This window comes from Burkholderia sp. 22PA0106 (genome assembly GCF_047497155.1).
GTDB lineage: Bacteria > Pseudomonadota > Gammaproteobacteria > Burkholderiales > Burkholderiaceae > Burkholderia.
Genome location: NZ_CP163163.1, coordinates 2,249,684 through 2,266,942, shown reverse-complemented (window position 1 = coordinate 2,266,942; position 17,259 = coordinate 2,249,684). Strand labels below are relative to the sequence as shown.

At 63.9% G+C, this 17,259-nt stretch carries 18 protein-coding genes and 1 pseudogene; 17 read left to right on the top strand and 2 right to left on the bottom strand.

Annotation, left to right across the window (positions count from 1 at the left end):
• The first annotated feature begins 23 nt into the window (after positions 1-23).
• From AB4850_RS24795 to AB4850_RS24725, 15 genes and pseudogenes are all read left to right on the top strand, one after another.
• A complete protein-coding gene (locus tag AB4850_RS24795; protein ID WP_414442131.1) occupies positions 24-968 on the top strand; it encodes a LysR family transcriptional regulator in 945 nt (314 codons plus the stop codon).
• On the top strand, positions 965-1,210 hold the full coding sequence (locus AB4850_RS24790) for an EexN family lipoprotein (RefSeq protein ID WP_414442130.1): 246 nt from the start codon (positions 965-967) through the stop codon (positions 1,208-1,210). The genes AB4850_RS24795 and AB4850_RS24790 overlap by 4 nt, the downstream gene beginning before the upstream one ends.
• Before the next feature lie 219 nt (positions 1,211-1,429).
• Positions 1,430-3,432 (top strand): annotated as a pseudogene (locus tag AB4850_RS24785) (conjugal transfer protein TraG).
• Complete coding sequence (locus AB4850_RS24780) at positions 3,429-3,893, top strand: CopG family transcriptional regulator (protein ID WP_414442129.1); 465 nt, start codon at positions 3,429-3,431, stop codon at positions 3,891-3,893. Before AB4850_RS24785 ends, AB4850_RS24780 begins: the two are co-directional and overlap by 4 nt.
• Positions 3,890-4,894, top strand: a complete 1,005-nt coding sequence (gene trbB, locus AB4850_RS24775; protein ID WP_414442128.1) for a P-type conjugative transfer ATPase TrbB — start codon at positions 3,890-3,892, stop codon at positions 4,892-4,894. The genes AB4850_RS24780 and trbB overlap by 4 nt, the downstream gene beginning before the upstream one ends.
• Positions 4,891-5,262 carry a TrbC/VirB2 family protein gene (locus AB4850_RS24770; RefSeq protein WP_414442127.1) on the top strand — a complete coding sequence of 124 codons (372 nt, stop codon included), beginning with the start codon at positions 4,891-4,893 and terminating at the stop codon, positions 5,260-5,262. Before trbB ends, AB4850_RS24770 begins: the two co-directional genes overlap by 4 nt.
• A complete protein-coding gene (locus AB4850_RS24765; RefSeq protein ID WP_414442126.1) occupies positions 5,259-5,531 on the top strand; it encodes a VirB3 family type IV secretion system protein in 273 nt (90 codons plus the stop codon). The genes AB4850_RS24770 and AB4850_RS24765 overlap by 4 nt, the downstream gene beginning before the upstream one ends.
• 10 nt (positions 5,532-5,541) lie before the next feature.
• Entirely contained in the window at positions 5,542-7,968 is a 2,427-nt protein-coding gene (gene trbE, locus AB4850_RS24760; protein ID WP_414442125.1) for a conjugal transfer protein TrbE, read from the top strand.
• Positions 7,965-8,693 carry a P-type conjugative transfer protein TrbJ gene (trbJ, locus tag AB4850_RS24755; RefSeq protein ID WP_414442124.1) on the top strand — a complete coding sequence of 243 codons (729 nt, stop codon included), beginning with the start codon at positions 7,965-7,967 and terminating at the stop codon, positions 8,691-8,693. Before trbE ends, trbJ begins: the two co-directional genes overlap by 4 nt.
• A 5-nt stretch (positions 8,694-8,698) precedes the next feature.
• A complete protein-coding gene (locus AB4850_RS24750; RefSeq protein WP_414442123.1) occupies positions 8,699-8,989 on the top strand; it encodes a hypothetical protein in 291 nt (96 codons plus the stop codon).
• On the top strand, positions 8,986-10,341 hold the full coding sequence (trbL, locus tag AB4850_RS24745) for a P-type conjugative transfer protein TrbL (RefSeq protein ID WP_414442122.1): 1,356 nt from the start codon (positions 8,986-8,988) through the stop codon (positions 10,339-10,341). Before AB4850_RS24750 ends, trbL begins: the two co-directional genes overlap by 4 nt.
• Positions 10,342-10,353: 12 nt before the next feature.
• The gene (gene trbF / locus AB4850_RS24740) at positions 10,354-11,061 is read left to right on the top strand and encodes a conjugal transfer protein TrbF (protein ID WP_414442121.1); all 708 of its coding nucleotides are present in this window, start codon (positions 10,354-10,356) and stop codon (positions 11,059-11,061) included.
• On the top strand, positions 11,058-12,065 hold the full coding sequence (gene trbG / locus AB4850_RS24735; protein ID WP_414442120.1) for a P-type conjugative transfer protein TrbG: 1,008 nt from the start codon (positions 11,058-11,060) through the stop codon (positions 12,063-12,065). Before trbF ends, trbG begins: the two co-directional genes overlap by 4 nt.
• On the top strand, positions 12,052-13,344 hold the full coding sequence (locus AB4850_RS24730; RefSeq protein ID WP_414442119.1) for a TrbI/VirB10 family protein: 1,293 nt from the start codon (positions 12,052-12,054) through the stop codon (positions 13,342-13,344). The genes trbG and AB4850_RS24730 overlap by 14 nt, the downstream gene beginning before the upstream one ends.
• Positions 13,341-13,583, top strand: coding sequence for a DUF2274 domain-containing protein (locus tag AB4850_RS24725; protein ID WP_186119520.1), 243 nt, complete (start codon positions 13,341-13,343; stop codon positions 13,581-13,583). The genes AB4850_RS24730 and AB4850_RS24725 overlap by 4 nt, the downstream gene beginning before the upstream one ends.
• On the opposite strand, the gene AB4850_RS24720 is transcribed toward AB4850_RS24725, so the two are convergent.
• The gene (locus tag AB4850_RS24720) at positions 13,584-14,639 is read right to left on the bottom strand and encodes a nucleotidyl transferase AbiEii/AbiGii toxin family protein (RefSeq protein WP_186119521.1); all 1,056 of its coding nucleotides are present in this window, start codon (positions 14,637-14,639) and stop codon (positions 13,584-13,586) included. It abuts the gene before it with no gap.
• Positions 14,632-15,228, bottom strand: a complete 597-nt coding sequence (locus AB4850_RS24715; RefSeq protein ID WP_186119522.1) for a DUF6088 family protein — start codon at positions 15,226-15,228, stop codon at positions 14,632-14,634. Before AB4850_RS24715 ends, AB4850_RS24720 begins: the two co-directional genes overlap by 8 nt.
• Positions 15,229-15,396: 168 nt before the next feature.
• Between AB4850_RS24715 and AB4850_RS24710 the strand changes: the two genes are divergently transcribed.
• Both AB4850_RS24710 and AB4850_RS24705 read left to right on the top strand, forming a co-directional pair.
• Complete coding sequence (locus AB4850_RS24710; protein ID WP_414442118.1) at positions 15,397-16,044, top strand: alpha/beta hydrolase; 648 nt, start codon at positions 15,397-15,399, stop codon at positions 16,042-16,044.
• Positions 16,041-17,249, top strand: coding sequence for an XRE family transcriptional regulator (locus AB4850_RS24705; protein ID WP_414442117.1), 1,209 nt, complete (start codon positions 16,041-16,043; stop codon positions 17,247-17,249). Before AB4850_RS24710 ends, AB4850_RS24705 begins: the two co-directional genes overlap by 4 nt.
• Positions 17,250-17,259 lie beyond the last annotated feature (10 nt).

Here is a 17,259-nt window from a genome sequence, read left to right as displayed (position 1 = left end):
AATAGTTGCACGGAGGCTCAACTATGGAGCTGCGCCATCTGCGCTGTTTTATCGCTGTCGCCGAGGAACTGCACTTTGCTCGTGCGGCGGAGCGGCTTCACATTGAACAGTCTCCTCTGTCAAGGGCAATCAAGGAGCTAGAAGAAGATTTGGGCGTTCAGCTTTTTGTACGCACCACACGAAGCACCCGACTAACCCGAGCAGGAATTTTTTTCTTAGAGCATGTGCCGCGCGTCTTCACAGCTTTGCAGCAGGCGCGCGACAGCGTGAAAGCCGCCGCCAACGGATTTCGCGGTCAATTGAGAGTTGCACTTTCGGACGGCATACCGCCATCGCGCTTCTCTACTTTTCTCGCGTTATGCCGTCAAGAAGAACCAGAGATCGAGATACGTCTGTCCGAAGTTCTGCTGGAAAATCAGATCAAAGGGTTGCACGACGACCTGTACGACGTGGGGTTCGCTCGGTCAGATGAGGTCGGCGACGGAATCATCGCTGAACCCGTCTGGAACGATCCTTTAATGGTGGCGGTTCCAGCTCGGCATCCACTGCTGACGTATAAGCAAATCCCGCTGGAAGAATTGCTGCGCTATCCATTGGTGCTTGGAGATCCCCACGCTTGCGAAGGCTATGCAAGGCAGATCGAACGTGTGCTGCGGCGAGTCGATAAAGAACCACTGATCGCAGAAACCGTGTCATCTGTGAACCTCATGATGGCATTGGTAGCGGCAGGTTTCGCTTTGGGTCTGGTAGGTGCCTCGCAGATTCACACTAGCTCCGAGTCGGGCGTGGTGGCACGCCCACTAGCTGGACAAACGCCTATGCTCACGACCTATCTGCTTCGCTTAGACAACGAGCCCTCAGAGACGTTGATAAGATTCATCGAGAGAGTCTGCACTATCCAATCTACTGCTACGAAGGAGTCTGCCGTACCGCCAGGCGCCAATGCTTCGAAGGAAGTCGAGCCATGAACAAGATCATATTGGTTGTGCTTGCCTTGGTCCTGGGCGCGTGCAGTAAATCCGCCCCAACTGATACAGCGGAATCGCTAGCTTCCCATCCAGATCAACTCCATGACGTGGAGAAGCAATGCGCAAACGACAACGAAAAAATGCCGGTGGCCGAATGCAATGCCGCATCTGAAGCTCGGCATCGGCTGTTCATAGGTAATGGTCCGCAGTACACACCGCCGAAGGACGCGCCGAAGTTCTGAATCGTTGGCACACGACAAATTTTCTGGCGTCGTTGCTACTTATGCTGCTGCACGCGCGAATGCGCTGCGATGCGCGATACATATATCCAACTAGAAATCTTGCTGTTTTCTCGATAGTTCTTCCGATAACGGTCTTTGACCGGCACTGACCTGGTACCGATGCTCCTGGCTGTGCGGCACGTACTCGCCGCATGAAGCAGAAGGAAATCGGAGGCTGGCATGAACGGGACCAGTGTGCTGTTCGGCCAGATGCTGGCGGTATTCGGCATCGTGGTCGCGGGAACTTGGGGTGCTACCCAATGGACCGCCGCACACCTGGGCTACCAGCTACGCCTTGGCTCGCCCTGGTTCGACTGCCTTGGCATTCCGTTCTATCACCCGTGGCGGCTGTTCGAGTGGTGGTACTGGTACGACGCCTATGCGCCGCGTCTGTTTCTCAAGGGCGGTGCCATTGCCGCCGCGAGCGGCGTCACGGCTGCGGGCGTCGCCATCGGCATGTCGGTATGGCGTGCGCGGCAATCGCGCCTGGTTACCACTTACGGCTCGGCACGTTGGGCCGACGCCCGCGATATTCGCAAGGCCGGCCTGACGCAACCAGCGGGCGTCTTTCTCGGCCTACATGATGGCCAGTACCTGCGCCACGAAGGCCCGGAACACGTTCTGACCTTCGCTCCCACGCGCTCCGGTAAGGGCGTGGGCCTGGTGATCCCCACATTGCTCACTTGGCCGGCCTCGGCCGTCATCCACGACATCAAGGGTGAGAACTGGGCGATCACCGCCGGCTGGCGCGCACGTTTCTCACACTGCCTGCTGTTCAACCCGACCGATGCGAAGTCGGCCGCGTACAACCCGCTGCTCGAAGTCCGGCGCGGCGCGCATGAGGTGCGCGACGTACAGAACATCGCGGACATCCTGGTCGATCCCGAGGGCGCGCTCGAACGTCGCAACCATTGGGAGAAGACCTCGCATGCGCTGCTGGTCGGCGCGATCCTGCATGTGCTCTATGCGGGTGAGGACAAGACGCTGCGCGGCGTCGCCAACTTCCTGTCCGATCCCGCTTGTCCGTTCGAGCTGACGCTGCACCGGATGATGACGACGAAGCACCAGGGCGATGCACCGCATCCCGTCGTCGCATCCGCCGCGCGCGAAGTGCTCAACAAGAGCGACAACGAGCGGTCGGGTGTGCTGTCCACGGCCATGTCGTTCCTCGGCCTGTACCGCGATCCCACGGTGGCCGAAGCCACCTCACGCTGCGACTGGCGCATTGCTGACCTGATCGCATCCGAGCATCCCGTCTCGCTGTACCTCGTCGTGCCGCCGTCGGACATCAGCCGCACGAAGCCGCTGGTGCGCCTGATCCTCAACCAGATCGGCCGACGCCTGACCGAATCGCTCGACGGCAGCGACGGTATCGCGCGTCGCCACAAGCTGCTGCTGATGCTCGACGAATTCCCCGCGTTGGGTCGGCTCGACTTCTTCGAGACAGCGCTGGCGTTCATGGCCGGCTATGGCATCCGCAGCTTCCTGATCGCGCAGTCGCTCAACCAGATCGACAAAGCCTATGGCCAGAACCATTCAATTCTCGACAACTGCCATGTACGTGTGACGTTCGCCACCAACGACGAACGCACGGCCAAGCGTATTTCCGAAACGCTTGGCACCGCCACCGAGTTGCGCGCACAGCGCAATTACGCCGGCCACCGGCTCGCACCGTGGCTCGGGCATCTGATGGTCTCACGGCAGGAAACCGCACGGCCGCTGCTGACGCCGGGTGAGGTGATGCAGCTCCCGACCGATGACGCCGTGATGATGGTTTCCAGCCTGGCACCGATCCGCGCGAAGAAGCTGCGCTATTACACCGACGCCAATTTCCGGCGCCGCGTATTGCCGCCCCCCTACTTGCGGCTGGGCACTACACCGACGCGCCGCCCGTTCGCCCCGACGACTGGAGCGGTCTGGCGATTCCCACCGTACCTGCCGCGTCGGTTGCCGCTGGCCTGGTCGGTGACGACACGGGCACGGCCGACGATGGCGGCCCGCGCCGACAGCCGGAGCTGTCGGAAGTCTCCGAATACAGCCCCGAACGGCAGCCCGCCGACAGCGACCTCGCGCTGCTCGATGACGACGACTTACCGCTGCCGCTCCCTCGCCAGTTTGACCCAGCCATGCAACGCACGGCCCGGCTGGCGTCCCTCGATCACGATGACGGACTCCAGGTATGAGCCAGTACCGCCTCAATCTGTTCATCCCGCCCGAGCATGCCCGACGCCTCGATGAACTGGCGACGAAGAAAGGCGTGTCGAAGTCGTCGATCGTCGCAGCGGCACTCGCGTCCTGGCTTTCGCCCGACGCGGGCGACCAGCGCGAAGCGGCGATTGCCAAACGGCTCGACCGACTCTCGCGCCAGTTCGAGAAACTGGAGCGAGACCAGAACATCGAGATCGAGACGCTGGCGCTGTTCGTCCGCTACTTCCTCACGGTCAGCACGCCGGTTCCCGAAGCACATCAGGATGCCGCTCGCGCGCAAGGCAAAGTGCGGTTCGAGCAGTTTGTCGAACAACTCGGCCGCCACCTGATGCGCGGGCGCAGTCTGGTGCGTGAGGTGGTGGAAGAGCTAAACCCCGACGCCGAACGGCTGGACGATGCAGCGGCCCAGGTCGAAGCGCAGGAGCGTGCCTCATGAGCGCGCAGCCGCAGTCGTTCGCCACCACGTCGCTCGATCGGCGCATCCGCATGTTGCGCACGGCGATGGGGCCGCTCATCGCCGCAGCGCTCGATGACCCGGACGTGGTGGAAATCATGCTCAATCCAGACCGTACGCTCTGGATTGATCGCCTCTCGTCCGGCCGCGCGCCGATGGGCGCAGAGCTGTCCGAGGAAGACGGCGAACGCATCATCCGCCTGGTCGCCGCGCATGTCGGAGCGGAGGTACATCGCGGCCAGCCACTGCTGACCGCCGAATTACCGGAAACCGGCGAACGCTTCGAGGGCATCCTGCCGCCAGCGGCTCCCGGCCCAGCCTTCGCATTGCGGAAGCGCGCGGTCGGTGTGATCCCGCTGGATCGCTACGTCGCCGACGGCATGATGACCACCGAACAGGCTGAATTCCTGCGTGATGCGGTGCGCGAGCGCCTGAATATCCTAGTCGCCGGCGGCACCAGCACAGGGAAGACCACGCTTGCCAATGCCTTGCTCGCAGAGATCGCCACCACCGGCGATCGCGTGCTGGTACTCGAAGACACCATCGAACTGCAATGCACGGCGCACGACCACGTACCGCTGCGCACACGCGCGGGCGTCGTGTCGATGACCGAACTGGTGCGCGCCACGATGCGCCTGCGGCCCGACCGCGTGATCGTCGGCGAGGTGCGCGGCGGCGAAGCGCTGGATCTCATCAAGGTCTGGGGCACCGGCCACCCCGGCGGCATTGCCACGATCCATGCCGGCTCCGCTTTGGGCGCGCTGCTGCGTCTCGAACAACTGATCCTCGAAGTTGCCGTGAATCCGCCGCGCGCGCTAATTGCCGAGGCGGTCAACGTCGTCATCCACATCGCCGGCCGTGGCCGGCGTCGTCGCATCGAGCGCATCGCCCGCGTGACCGGCTTCGATGCCACCGGCTACCTGCTTTGCGACGCCTTGCCGTCGCCATCCCCATCCGTGCTTCCCTCTGGAGAACCCTCATGAGCTACGCGCATGTTCTGCGTTTTTCCGTAAATCCGCTTGCACGTCTTCGCGGCCTGGTCGTGCCCGCACGACTGGGACTCATGCTCGCCGTCGTAATGCTGGCGCTGACCGGCACCGCGAAGGCCAGCGGCTCGAACATGCCGTGGGAAGCGCCGCTGCAATCCATTCTCGACTCAATCCAGGGGCCGGTCGCCAAGATCGTCGCCGTCATCATCATCATCGTGACCGGCCTCACACTCGCGTTCGGCGACACCAGCGGCGGTTTCCGTCGTCTGATCCAGATCGTGTTCGGGCTGTCGATCGCCTTCGCGGCATCGAGCTTCTTCCTGTCGTTCTTCAGCTTCTCCGGCGGCGCGGTGGTGGCATGAACGAGCCAGCCACCATCACCCTCGGTTTCGAGGTGCCGCTGCATCGGTCGCTCACCGAACCAATCCTGATGGGCGGTGCGCCGCGCACCGTGGCAATCGCCAACGGCACGCTTGCCGCTGCCGTCGGGCTGGGCCTGCAACTGTGGATTCCTGGCATCGCGCTGTGGCTGATCAGCCATTCGCTCGCCGTGTGGGGCGCGAAAGTCGATCCGCAGTTCATGCAGGTCTTCGCACGGCACCTGAAGCACAAATCGTTGCTGGACGTGTGAGGACGATGCCATGTTGTACCTCGCCGAATATCGCCAGCGTCCCGCCATGCTTGCCGACTGGCTGCCGTGGGCCGGACTCATCGCGCCCGGTGTGGTTCTGAACAAGGACGGGAGTTTCCAGCGCACGGCGCGCTTTCGCGGGCCGGATCTCGATAGCGCCACGCAGGGCGAACTGATCGCCACGACCGCGCGCCTGAATAATGCGCTGCGCCGCCTGGGATCGGGCTGGGCCTTGTTTATCGACGCCGAGCGCCGGCCGGCGGCCGACTATCCGCGCTCGGAGTTTCCCGAGGCGTTGTCGTGGCTCGTGGACGAAGAACGTCGCGCTGCATTCGAGCAGGCCGGTAGCCACTACGAGAGTGGCTATCACCTGACACTGGTGTACCTGCCGCCGGAGGAATCGCGCGCACGCGCCGCGAAGCTCCTGTACGAAAACACGCCCACTTCTGGCGTGGATTGGCGCGAACGGCTCGCGGCTTTCGTCGCCGAAACCGACCGCGTGTTCGACCTGCTCGATGGAGTGATGCCGGAGATCGCCTGGCTGGACGACAGCGAAACGCTCACGTACCTGCACGCGACCATCTCGACGCGGCATTACCGCATCAGTGTGCCCGAGGTGCCGTTTCATCTCGATGCGCTACTGGCCGACTCGGCATTGATCGGCGGTCTTGCGCCCATGCTCGGCAACCAGCACCTGCGGGTCGTGACGGTGCGTGGTTTTCCGACTTCGACCTGGCCGGGCCTGCTCGATGACCTCAACCGCCTGGCTTTCGCCTATCGCTGGTCCACGCGCTTCCTCTGTCTGGACAAGGCCGAAGCCGAGAAAGAACTGACGCGGCTGCGCCGGCAATGGTTCGCCAAGCGCAAGAACGTCATCGCACTGCTGCGCGAAACGATCTTTCAGCAGGAATCGCCGCTCGTCGATACCGACGCCAGCAACAAGGCGATGGATGCCGATGCCGCCTTGCAGGAACTCGGCAGCGATCAGGTGGCGTTTGGTTACGTGACGGCGACCGTTACGGTTATGGATACGGACGCGGCGGCCGCCGACGAAAAGCTGCGGCGGGTGGAACGCACGATCCAGAGCCGGGGCTTCATCACGATCCCCGAAACCCTCAATGCGGTTGAAGCGTGGCTGTCGTCGATTCCCGGGCACGCCTACGCCAACGTGCGCCAGCCGAGCATTTCCACGCTGAACCTTGCGCATCTGATGCCGCTCTCCGCGGTATGGGCCGGGCCGGAGAAGAACAGGCATCTCGACGGTCCGCCGCTGATCGTCACTCGCACCGATGGCGATACGCCATTCCGGCTGATCACGCACATCGGCGACGTGGGCCATACGCTCGTGGTCGGCCCGACCGGCATGGGTAAATCGGTCCTGCTTGCCACGCTGGCGATGCAGTTCCGCCGCTATCGCGGCTCGCGCATCTTTGCCTTCGACATGGGGCGCTCGATGCGCGCCACGATCCACGGCCTTGGCGGCGAGCACTACGACCTCGGCTCCGATGGCGCGATCGCGTTCCAGCCGCTCGCACGCATCGACCGCGAAAGCTACCGCACTTGGGCCGCCGAATGGGTCGAAGGCCGCCTGATGCACGAAGGCATCGCAGTCGGCCCCGACGAGAAGGCGGCCGTATGGTCGGCACTCGGCAGCCTCGCCGGTGCGCCCATCGAACAACGCACGCTCACGGGCCTGTCGGTACTGCTCCAGTCCAATGCGCTGCGCCAGGCACTCGCGCCTTACGTGCTCGGTGGCGCACACGGCCGGCTGCTCGATGCCGACCATGATCGGCTCGGCAGCGCCGACGTGCAGGGCTTCGAGATGGAGGAGCTGATGCCGAGCAAGGCGGCCGTGCTCGCCGTGCTCGGTTACCTGTTCGCACGCCTCGATGAGCGGTTCGACGGTGCGCCGACGCTGCTGATCCTCGACGAGTCCTGGCTGTTCCTCGATGACCCGGTGTTCGCCGCGCGCATCCGCCAGTGGCTCAAGACGCTGCGCAAGAAGAACGTCAGCGTGATTTTTGCCACGCAGTCGCTCGCCGACATCAAGGATTCGAGCATCGCGCCCGCGATCATCGAGAGTTGCGCGAGCCGCATCTTCCTGCCGAACCCACAGGCGACCGAGCCTCAGATTCGCATGATCTACGAAGGTTTCGGCCTCAACAGCCGGCAGATCGAGATCGTCGCCACCGCCGAACCCAAGCGCGACTACTACTACCAGTCGCGTCTAGGCAATCGCCTGTTCGACCTCGACCTCGGGCCCGCCACGCTGGCATTCGTTGGCGCGTCCACCCCGCAAGACCAGCGCGACATCGACCGCGTGCTGCTGAACGCCGGCACGCCTGGCTTCGCGGGGGCCTGGCTGCGTCATAGCGGACTCGATTGGGCCGCCGACCTCATGCCTTCGTTCCTCACGCCATCGGAGATTCAGCCATGAAGAAGACCGGGCTGGCCGTCGTCACGGCTTTGTTGCTGTCGGTGTCATCCACGAGCTTCGCACAGTGGGCGGTGTTCGACGCGGCCAACTATTCGCAGAACCTGCTGACCGCCGCGCGTGAGCTGCAACAGATCGACAACCAGATCCAGCAGTTGCAGAACGAAGCGACGATGCTGGTCAACCAGGGCCGCAATCTCACGAGCCTGAACTTCAACTCGCTATCGCAGTTGCTGTCCACACTGGCGACGACGAACCAGTTGATTTCGCAGGCGCAGGGGCTGACATTCAACGTCGCGCAGTCGCAGGCGACGTTCAATCGTCTGTATCCGTCGTCCTATGGCGCGAGCACGAGCAGCGCGCAGATGGTACAGGACGCGCAAACGCGCTGGCAGACCTCAGTGCAGGCATTGCAGACCTCGACCCAGATGCAGTCGCAGGCCGCGCAAAACCTGCTGTCCGACCAGGGCGTACTGAGCAGCCTGGTAACGCAGAGTCAGGGCGCGGTCGGTGCCTTGCAGGCGAGCCAGGCGACCAATCAGTTGCTCGCGCTGATAGCACGTCAGGCGATGCAGTCGCAGCAGCTCACCGTGTCGCAGCAGCGCGCCACCGCACTGGACCAGGCGCGTGCCGCGGCCGACGAGGCGCAGGCCCAGCAGGTCCGTACTCGCTTCATCGGCAGCGGCCCGCAATACACGCCGCAGTCGGTGAGCTTCTACGGGAACTGACGGCCATGCGCCGCGCACTGGTCCTGTCCATGATCGCCGTGCTGACCGCTTGCGGTCGGCGTGAGCCAGCGTTGACGGTCGATGCTCTTGCGCACGATCCGCAGCAGCTTTACGCGCTGCGCCATCGCTGTGCCGTTACACATCCTGACACGGACAACGCCACATGCCGCCTGGTGAATGCCGCGTATGCACGGCGTTTCTTCCTCGGGCTGGGCGATGCCGGCGAGTACCAGACGCTTGCCGAGCTGCCGCCGATTCCAGCGAGCTTCGAGGCGTCGCAAGGAGATCGGCCATGAACGATCTTTCCGTCATCGATCAGTTCCTGGCCGTCTTCTCGCAATACATCGACTCTGGTTTCGGCCTACTGCACGGCGAAGTCGCGTACCTCTCAGCCACGCTGATCGTCATCGACATGACGCTCGCGGGCCTGTTCTGGGCGATGGGCGGCGAGGAAGTGCTGGCGAAGCTGATCCGCAAGACGCTCTACGTCGGTGCCTTCGCCTACATCATCGGCAACTTCAACACGCTCGCGGGCATCGTGTTTCGCTCGTTCGTGGGCCTCGGCCTGCTCGCCACGGGTTCGTCGCTGAGTATCGGCAACTTCCTGCAACCGGGACGCCTGGCTGCCGTCGGTGTTCAGGCTGGTCAGCCGATTCTGCAACAGGTCGGCACGATGTCCAACGGGATTACCGCGGTCTTCAGCAACATCGACATGATCGTGATCCTGCTGCTTGCCTGGGTGATCGTGGTCATCAGCTTCTTCATCCTGGCCGTGCAGCTTTTCGTGACGCTGATTGAGTTCAAGCTGACCACGCTCGCGGGCTTCGTGCTGGTGCCGTTCGCGCTCTGGAACAAGACCGCCTTCCTCGCCGAGAAGGTGCTCGGCAATGTGGTGTCGTCGGGCATCAAGGTGCTGGTGCTCGCCGTGATCGTCGGCATCGGCTCGACAATCTTCGGGCAGTTCCAGACGCCAGCCGGCGCCGATCCCTCGCTGAATCACGCGCTCGCCATCATGCTCGCCTCGCTCACGATGCTGGGTCTCGGCATCTTCGGGCCGGGCATTGCGACGGGCCTGGTGTCCGGTGCGCCGCAGCTCGGTGCGGGTGCTGCTGCGGGTACGGCGTTGGGCGTCGCGGGTCTTGCCGTCGCCGGTGGTGCCGCCGTAACGACCGGCGGTGCGGCAGTCGCGGCCGGCGCACGCATTGCCGCGCGCGGCGCAGTCGGCACGGCACGCGCAGCCGGGGGTGCCGCATCGGCCTATCGCGCCGGTGCAACCGCATCCGGTGCGACAGGCGCGCGTGCTTTCGGCGCAGGCATGGCCAACGTCGCGCGCAGCGGAGCGCAGGCCGCTGGCGAGCGTGTTGCGGCTGGTGCCCGTGCTGTGCGTGACCGCGTAGCGCCTGCTGCCGGCACAAGCACAGGCGCATCGGCCACTTCTCCCGAAGCTGCAAGCCAGACATCTACGTCGTCGGCAACTGCCGATAACGCATCTCCAGCATCCACCGACAAGTCGCCCGACTGGGCGCAACGGCTGCAACGTCGCCAGCACATCGCGCATGGCGCTTCGACGGCCGCGCATGTCGTGCGCTCTGGCGATCACGGCGGCGGCGGGGCCGCGCCGGACATCAACGATTCCTCGAACGAATAAGGGAGGCGAGCCATGCGCTTTACGCGACCCGGCGTGCGCTACAGCAATACCCCCGTGCCAGCCACGCCTTATCAGGCCGCCGCACAGGTATGGGATGAACGCCTTGGCAGCGCGCGCGTGCAGGCGAAGAACTGGCGATTGATGGCCTTCGGTTGCCTGGGCCTTGCGTTGCTGATGGCGGCGGGGCTCGTCTGGCAATCCAGTCAGTCGCGCGTCACGCCCTACGTGGTCGAGGTCGATCACGCTGGGCAGGTTCGCGCGGTCGGCGCCGCCGTCACGCCGTACCGGCCGACCGATGCACAGATCGCGTACCACCTGGCGCGCTTTATTACCGACGTGCGTTCGTTATCGATCGATCCGGTAGTGGTCCGCCAGAACTGGCTCGAAGCCTATGGCTACACCACGGATCGGGGCGCGGCGACGTTGAACGACTACGCCCGTGCGCACGATCCATTCGCTCATGTCGGGCAGAACTCCGCCTCGGTAGACGTAACCAGCGTGGTGCGCGTTAGCGATACCTCGTTCCAGGTGCGCTGGACCGAACAGCACTTCAACGACGGCACGCCCACAGGCACCGAGCAGTGGACGGCGATGCTCACGCTGGTCATGCAAACCCCGCGCACCGAACAGCAGGTGCGTCGTAACCCTCTTGGTATCTACATCAACGGGCTGTCCTGGAGCCGTGACCTGGACGCGCCGGAAGGAGCGAAGAAGCCATGAAACCGTCGATCACCACGATTGCCTTCCTCTGCCTCCTGGGCAGCCTTGCCGGCTGCGCCACACAAGGCAAGCCGCCACCGGCGATCTCGCTGGACGAATCGGTCAAGGCACAGCCGCTGCCCGAGCCACCCAAACCAGTCACGGTTGTGGAAGTGCCGAAACCTATGCCGTTGCCGGACCAGATGAAGCCGTTGTCGGGTGCCGCTGATGCAAAGGCGGCATCGGAGCCGGCGGACGCGAAGGCCCGTGTCGAACGGGCCAATGCCGAGGCCAGTGTGGTGCCGACACGCGAGGGCTACATCAACGCGATCCAGGTCTGGCCGTTCTCAGATGGCGCGCTGTATCAGGTCTATACCAGTCCTGGCCGCGTGACGGTCATCAGCTTGCAGCCGGCCGAAGAACTGGTGACGGTCGCCGCCGGCGATACCGTGCAGTGGATCGTGGGCGATACCGCGAGCGGCAGCGGCACGAGTCGGCGCGTGGCCGTCATGGTCAAGCCTGTGCGCTCGAGCATCAAAACAAACCTCGTCATCACCACAAACCGGCGCACCTACCTGCTCGAACTCACGTCCACCGAGAAGGCATGGATGGCGTCGGTATCGTGGGAGTATCCGAAGGACCAGATGCTGGCCTTACGGGCTCAGGCACAGGCCGCCGATGCGGTCGCGCCTGCGGCCGATGGCCTGTCGCTCGACCAGTTGCATTTCCGTTATGCGATCACGGGCGACAGCCCGCCGTGGAAACCTGTGCGTGCGTTCGACGACGGGCAGCATGTCTATATCCAGTTTCCCGCCGGCATCGCACAGGGTGAATTGCCGCCGCTGTTCGTGGTCGGGCCGGATGGCAAGGGCGAGCTGGTGAACTACCGCTTCCATGCGCCTTACGACATCGTGGATCGCTTGTTCGGTGCGGCCGAGCTGCGCCTGGGCGGTGACAAGGCGGCCGTGGTACGCATCGAGCGTACCGATGGCATCGCTGCGGGAGCCGGTCATGGGCACGACTGACCACGAAGCCCAGTCTGCGCCGAAGGTCGCCCCGGAAGACGTTGCTCTGCGGGCAACACCGCGCGCGGTCATGCGGCTCAATCGCCGCACACTGGCCGTCTCGGCCGCGCTGCTCGCGGTCGCCGTGGCCGGCGCGTCGATGTGGGCGCTGCAATCGAAGGGGCGGCGCGGTTCGGGCGATCAGACGAACCTCTACAACGTCGATCGGATCGCCAAGGCCGACGACCTCGACCAGTTGCCGGCCGACTACTCGAAGCTGCCAGCGAAACCCGCACCGGCGGCACCGGCCAGCGTGCCGCAGCTCGGTCCGCCGTTGCCCGGCGACTGGGGCGCGGCGTCGGCCATGCCGCCGCTACCGGGCGGCAACGTCAATCCGGGGCCATCGGCCGAGAACATCGACCGGCAGCGCTCGGCCGACGAGATTGCACGCTCGGGGGTGTTCTTTAGAACCGGCAGCGATACCGGTAAGCCCGATGCGATTTCCGCATCGGCTGGCGCTACGCCGACGGCGAATGCCGGAGCCGGCGCATTCAATCCGATGGGGGCTGGGCCAGCGTCCACAGCCGCGCAGCCCAATGATCCGACAGCTATCCAGAACCGGCAGGACCAGAAGGAAGCGTTCATGGCCAAGGGTGGTGATGCTGCGACCAGCAACACGGGCAGCTTGCAGTCGCCGGCCTCGCCGTACACGGTCATGGCGGGCACGGTCATTCCGGCCGCGCTGGTGACGGGCATCAATTCCGACTTGCCGGGAGAGATCATCGCCGAGGTCACGCAGCCCGTGTACGACACGGCAACAGGCCACTATCTGCTGATCCCACAAGGTTCGCGTCTGATCGGCCGTTACGACAGCCAGGTTGCGTTCGGGCAGCAGCGAGTGCTGCTGGTATGGCTGCGTCTGGTGTTGCCCGATACCTCGTCGATCGCGCTCGACAAGCTGCCCGGTATCGACCCGGCTGGTTATGCGGGCCTCAAGGATGGCGTGGACTGGCATTGGGGCCGCATTCTGACGGGTGCCGTGCTGTCCACGATGCTCGGCGTTGGCTCGGAGCTGGCTGTCTCGAATCAGGGGAACGTCAACGGCAATACGGTCATCGCGTTGCGTGACAGCTCGCAGGATACGGCCAATCAGGTCGGTCAGGAAATCACGCGCCGCGACCTCAGTATCCAGCCGACTCTGACCGTGCGGCCGGGATTTCAGGTCAACGTGATGGTGAACAAGGATCTGGTGCTGAGGCCGTATCAACCGCTCTTTGTGCAGCGAGGACCAATGCAATGAGCACGACGCGCAAGTTGCGGCTGGGGCCGCTACCGAAAACTGAGAACGTCAAGCTGACCTTTGTGTGCCCGACCGCCCTGAAGGCTGATCTGGACCACTACGCCGCGCTTCATGCGCAGACTTACGGCGAAGCGATCGATGCGACGACATTGATTCCTCACATGTTGGAGGCGTTCATTGCCGGGGATCGCGAGTTCAAACGGAAGAGGGGCGGCAAATTCGCTCCGCAGCAACCATGATCAAATTAGAACACTGTCAGCGCTAGGCCCAGGATCGGATCGGTCTCGAATCGCATTCGCCTTCTGCTGGATGGCTTGGCATTGCTGGAGGAGAGCGTCGAACGATTCGACCTCGTCGAGGAACAGCCCGTCGTCGACCATGTGCTGGTAGTCGGCGGCCAACGTGGCCAAGGCCCCGTCGTTGGGCACCAGGCACAGTCCGCCGGAGACGGCGGCGTGGTAATCGATCGATGTGCCGTCCGGGCTTTTTTCCGCGAAGAAGATGCTCTTGTGATCGGCCACTGCCTTCGCGAGCGCCCTGTCGGCGATCGCCGCATCAGCGAAGCCGGCGGCGTCCAAACGCGTTACGTCGTGCCAGTGACGTGCAAAGCGCTCACCACCGCGAAAGACACCTTGCGCACAAAACACGTGGATCGCGGTGGCCTTCTCCCAGAAGGTCCGCTCGGCACGCATCACCTGCGGCGTCGCTTCGGGAAATTCCACGCCTTGAAGGTGCGCGGCGGCGTCGCAACGGACAAGGCGCGGTTCGCAAGGCTCCCCGGTGGAGCGCGCGCCGAATTCGAGCATGACCGCCGGCGGCACATAGCCCGTTCCTGAAGCCAGCGGCGTGTAGTCGATGAACACCTTGTCGCCTTCGGCTCGGGCCTGGGCCGGTAGACCCTGCTGCTGCAGGTCCTGCTGAAGCTGCGGGACGACCTCGGCCGTCACCCATTCAGCCAGCCGGGCGCGAATCTCCTTGCTCCATTTCTTTTCCTGGCTCTTGCTGGCGGGAAGGGGTGTGCCTGCCTCGCCGATCAGATCGCCGGCGATGGCGCGGATGTCATAGGTGAGATCCACGTCCTCGGAAAAACGCTGGATGACGCCGTAGGCCTTCGACAGCGAGGTGCCGCCCTTGAAGATGAGATGCGACGCGTAGGGTGCGGCGAAGAGATGGCGCAGAGCCCATACCACCCAGACATCCTTCTCCAACAGGTGGGGAGGGCGGCCGGAAGCGTCGGCCGCCTGGGCCAGCGCTTCTAGACGCTCGTCGACAGACAGATCGAAGAACTTAGCCATGCGACACCAGCGCGCTCACTTCCTTTGCCATCCATGTCGGCAGGCGCGCACGTGCTGATGCGACTTCCTTCATCTCGGCCGCCGGCAGTTTGGTGCGCAGTGTGCGCAGCGCTTCACCGGCGCGCTCGGGCCCCAGCCAGGCCAGCGCCCGCACGACATCACCGGCAGCGCGGCCAGGAAAGATCAACTGCCACACCGGCGCGTGCCGGAATTCGACGGTTTGGGCCCCCAGCTTCAAACGGCGGCTAGGGCCGGAGGTCAGGTAGACGGAGCGCACGGGCACTTGCGTGGTGAGGCCCAGCGCGTTGGCCGCCGCCGCACCATGCGACACGATGGTTTCGCCGCGCTGGTGGGCCAGCCCCTCGACCATTTTGGAGGCCGAGGGGGCACGCGAACCGAAACGGCTCTCCACCGGCAGGACATAGATGCCGCGGCCGGCGCGCAGCAGGGTGCCGCGCTGCACGAGTCGAGACAGCACCTGGTCTACCGCCGCCCGGCTTCCCAAATGGAGCAGTTCCTTGGCGACCAAGGGGGTGCCCTCCGGCAATCCGGCGGCGTGCTCTAGAACCTGCTTGGCGAGGGTTTGCATGGTGGGAATCTCCTAACTGGTAGAAGTATGGAGGAATTTCTGACACTTTTCAAGAGATGAGAGCTTCCGTACTTGCCATCGAGGCAAGCATTCCCGTAGTTTTCCGTTCTAAGCGAAACTTTTTCGTGGTAAAATGCCGAAAAGCGAAATCAGACCTTTGGAGGACGAATGGCCCAGCCGCCCGTAGACACAATTCCTGACCTGTTGCAGCGCAGCCTGCCGCGCGAGCTGGTGATGGCCGTCGAGGAAGCCTTGACCGTCGGTGCCCAGCGCGCGCACGCCGCATCCAAAGGCATGGACGAAGGCCACTTGCCCCACGTCGTGGGTCAGCTGCGGCATTTCCACATGAACGAGGCGTTTCATCGGGCGCTGGAAATGGGCGAGGCTTCGCCAACCGCTATTCGCGGTAACGGCATCGTCAGCGGCCGGGCCGGGGTGTTCACCCTGGCCCGATTCAACATCCCGGACGGCTTCTGGATCAACGGCCGACGTAGCCACACGCGCCGCCAGATGTCCTATGCGAACAAGGCCATCGAGCCGTTGGTGCAACCGGAATTGTTCGATCAATACTCCGCGCCTGCCGATGCGGTCGCGTTTTTCGTGGCGTGCTTCTCGGGCTCGCTGCATATCCAGCCAGAGTCGCCCGTGTCGATCCAGATTGCAGTGCCGGACCGCGAGATGCGCGGCTGGCTGTTCAAGGAACCACTGAATGCGTTCCTGCAACGATACGAACAAAAGCCGGCGGCGCAGGACGACCTGGCCAAGCCCAAGCTCAAGAAGATCAAGAAGCAGGGCAACGATGGCAGCGCGTCATGAGCCGCGGTGGTATTCAAGGCTTTGAAAGTGAGCGCCTCAGTCAGATTCTTGCCGCGAGGCGCTTGAGCCAGGCGCAACTTGCCTCGTTGGTCGGCGTGTCGCCCGCGACGGTCAGCAAATGGCGGTCGGGCAATCAGGCACCCGAGCGGGAAACGCTGGAGCGCCTTGCCGGCGTGGTCAACGTCACGCCCGAATGGTTCACGCGCGCGCCCTCGGCCAAGGTGTCGCTGCCGCTGTTTCGCAGTAACGCGTCCGCCCACGTGGCGGCACGCGCGATGCTGGAAGCGCGCATGGAGTGGGCGCAGGACGTCGCGCTCGCGTTGTCCGAGTTCGTGGACTACCCGGCGCTGAATTTGCCGACCCGGCAGTTCAAGGAGCCCGATGAGATCACGCCTGACGAGATTGAACTGGCGGCGAGCGAATGCCGCGATCTTTGGCGTATCGGTCGTACGGCGGTGCCCGACCTGGCGCTGGCCATTGAAGGCGCTGGGGTGGTCCTGATCCGCGAGGAAACGGGCATTTCGCAGATCGAGGGCCTGTCGGCATGGAGCGATGCGCTGGGGCGCCCGCTGGTCTTGCTCTCGGCCGACAAGGATAACGGCTATCGAAGCCGTTTCGACTTGGCGCACGAACTTGGCCACCTGATCCTGCATCGGTTCATTCCCCGGCCGACCGAGCGTGACCGTCATAAGCAACTGGAACAGCAAGCCCATCGCTTCGCGGGCGCATTCCTGCTGCCGGCCGAAACGTTTGCAAACGAAGTCCGCACGCCGGTGACGCTGGACGATCTTCTCTTGCTCAAACGCAGATGGGGTGTGTCCGTCGCTGCGATCGTGATGCGTTTGCGTGCGCTGAAGATTCTGGATGAAGAAGCGGCGCAGTCGCTGTTCAAACGTCGGTCCGCCCGTTGGGGCGCGAAGTCCGAGCCGGGCGACGGCGATAGGCCGCCCGAGCGGCCGCGCCTGCTGCGTCGAACGATCGATCTGCTCGTCGAGGAAAACGTGATGCCGCTCGATTCGATCCCCAGGCACATTGGCCTTGCGGCCCATGACATCGAGATGCTGGCTGGTTTATCGGAAGGGTACTTCCAGGGCAAGCCCAAGGTTGTGCAGCTGGCTCGGTTGCGTTCAGTGCCCAACAGCGCGGACGCACCGGTTGCCACGGACAGCAACGTCGTGCCGTTTCGATTTTCGCCGAAGCGTTGATCGGCGCGTC

Bases quoted from the DNA above. Each gene is read 5' to 3' on its own strand.
- AB4850_RS24795 (WP_414442131.1), top strand. From the start codon at position 24: ATGGAGCTGCGCCATCTGCGCTGTTTTATCGCTGTCGCCGAGGAACTG.
- AB4850_RS24790 (WP_414442130.1), top strand. From the start codon at position 965: ATGAACAAGATCATATTGGTTGTGCTTGCCTTGGTCCTGGGCGCGTGC.
- AB4850_RS24780 (WP_414442129.1), top strand. From the start codon at position 3,429: ATGAGCCAGTACCGCCTCAATCTGTTCATCCCGCCCGAGCATGCCCGA.
- trbB (WP_414442128.1), top strand. From the start codon at position 3,890: ATGAGCGCGCAGCCGCAGTCGTTCGCCACCACGTCGCTCGATCGGCGC.
- AB4850_RS24770 (WP_414442127.1), top strand. From the start codon at position 4,891: ATGAGCTACGCGCATGTTCTGCGTTTTTCCGTAAATCCGCTTGCACGT.
- AB4850_RS24765 (WP_414442126.1), top strand. From the start codon at position 5,259: ATGAACGAGCCAGCCACCATCACCCTCGGTTTCGAGGTGCCGCTGCAT.
- trbE (WP_414442125.1), top strand. From the start codon at position 5,542: ATGTTGTACCTCGCCGAATATCGCCAGCGTCCCGCCATGCTTGCCGAC.
- trbJ (WP_414442124.1), top strand. From the start codon at position 7,965: ATGAAGAAGACCGGGCTGGCCGTCGTCACGGCTTTGTTGCTGTCGGTG.
- AB4850_RS24750 (WP_414442123.1), top strand. From the start codon at position 8,699: ATGCGCCGCGCACTGGTCCTGTCCATGATCGCCGTGCTGACCGCTTGC.
- trbL (WP_414442122.1), top strand. From the start codon at position 8,986: ATGAACGATCTTTCCGTCATCGATCAGTTCCTGGCCGTCTTCTCGCAA.
- trbF (WP_414442121.1), top strand. From the start codon at position 10,354: ATGCGCTTTACGCGACCCGGCGTGCGCTACAGCAATACCCCCGTGCCA.
- trbG (WP_414442120.1), top strand. From the start codon at position 11,058: ATGAAACCGTCGATCACCACGATTGCCTTCCTCTGCCTCCTGGGCAGC.
- AB4850_RS24730 (WP_414442119.1), top strand. From the start codon at position 12,052: ATGGGCACGACTGACCACGAAGCCCAGTCTGCGCCGAAGGTCGCCCCG.
- AB4850_RS24725 (WP_186119520.1), top strand. From the start codon at position 13,341: ATGAGCACGACGCGCAAGTTGCGGCTGGGGCCGCTACCGAAAACTGAG.
- AB4850_RS24720 (WP_186119521.1), bottom strand. From the start codon at position 14,639: ATGGCTAAGTTCTTCGATCTGTCTGTCGACGAGCGTCTAGAAGCGCTG.
- AB4850_RS24715 (WP_186119522.1), bottom strand. From the start codon at position 15,228: ATGCAAACCCTCGCCAAGCAGGTTCTAGAGCACGCCGCCGGATTGCCG.
- AB4850_RS24710 (WP_414442118.1), top strand. From the start codon at position 15,397: ATGGCCCAGCCGCCCGTAGACACAATTCCTGACCTGTTGCAGCGCAGC.
- AB4850_RS24705 (WP_414442117.1), top strand. From the start codon at position 16,041: ATGAGCCGCGGTGGTATTCAAGGCTTTGAAAGTGAGCGCCTCAGTCAG.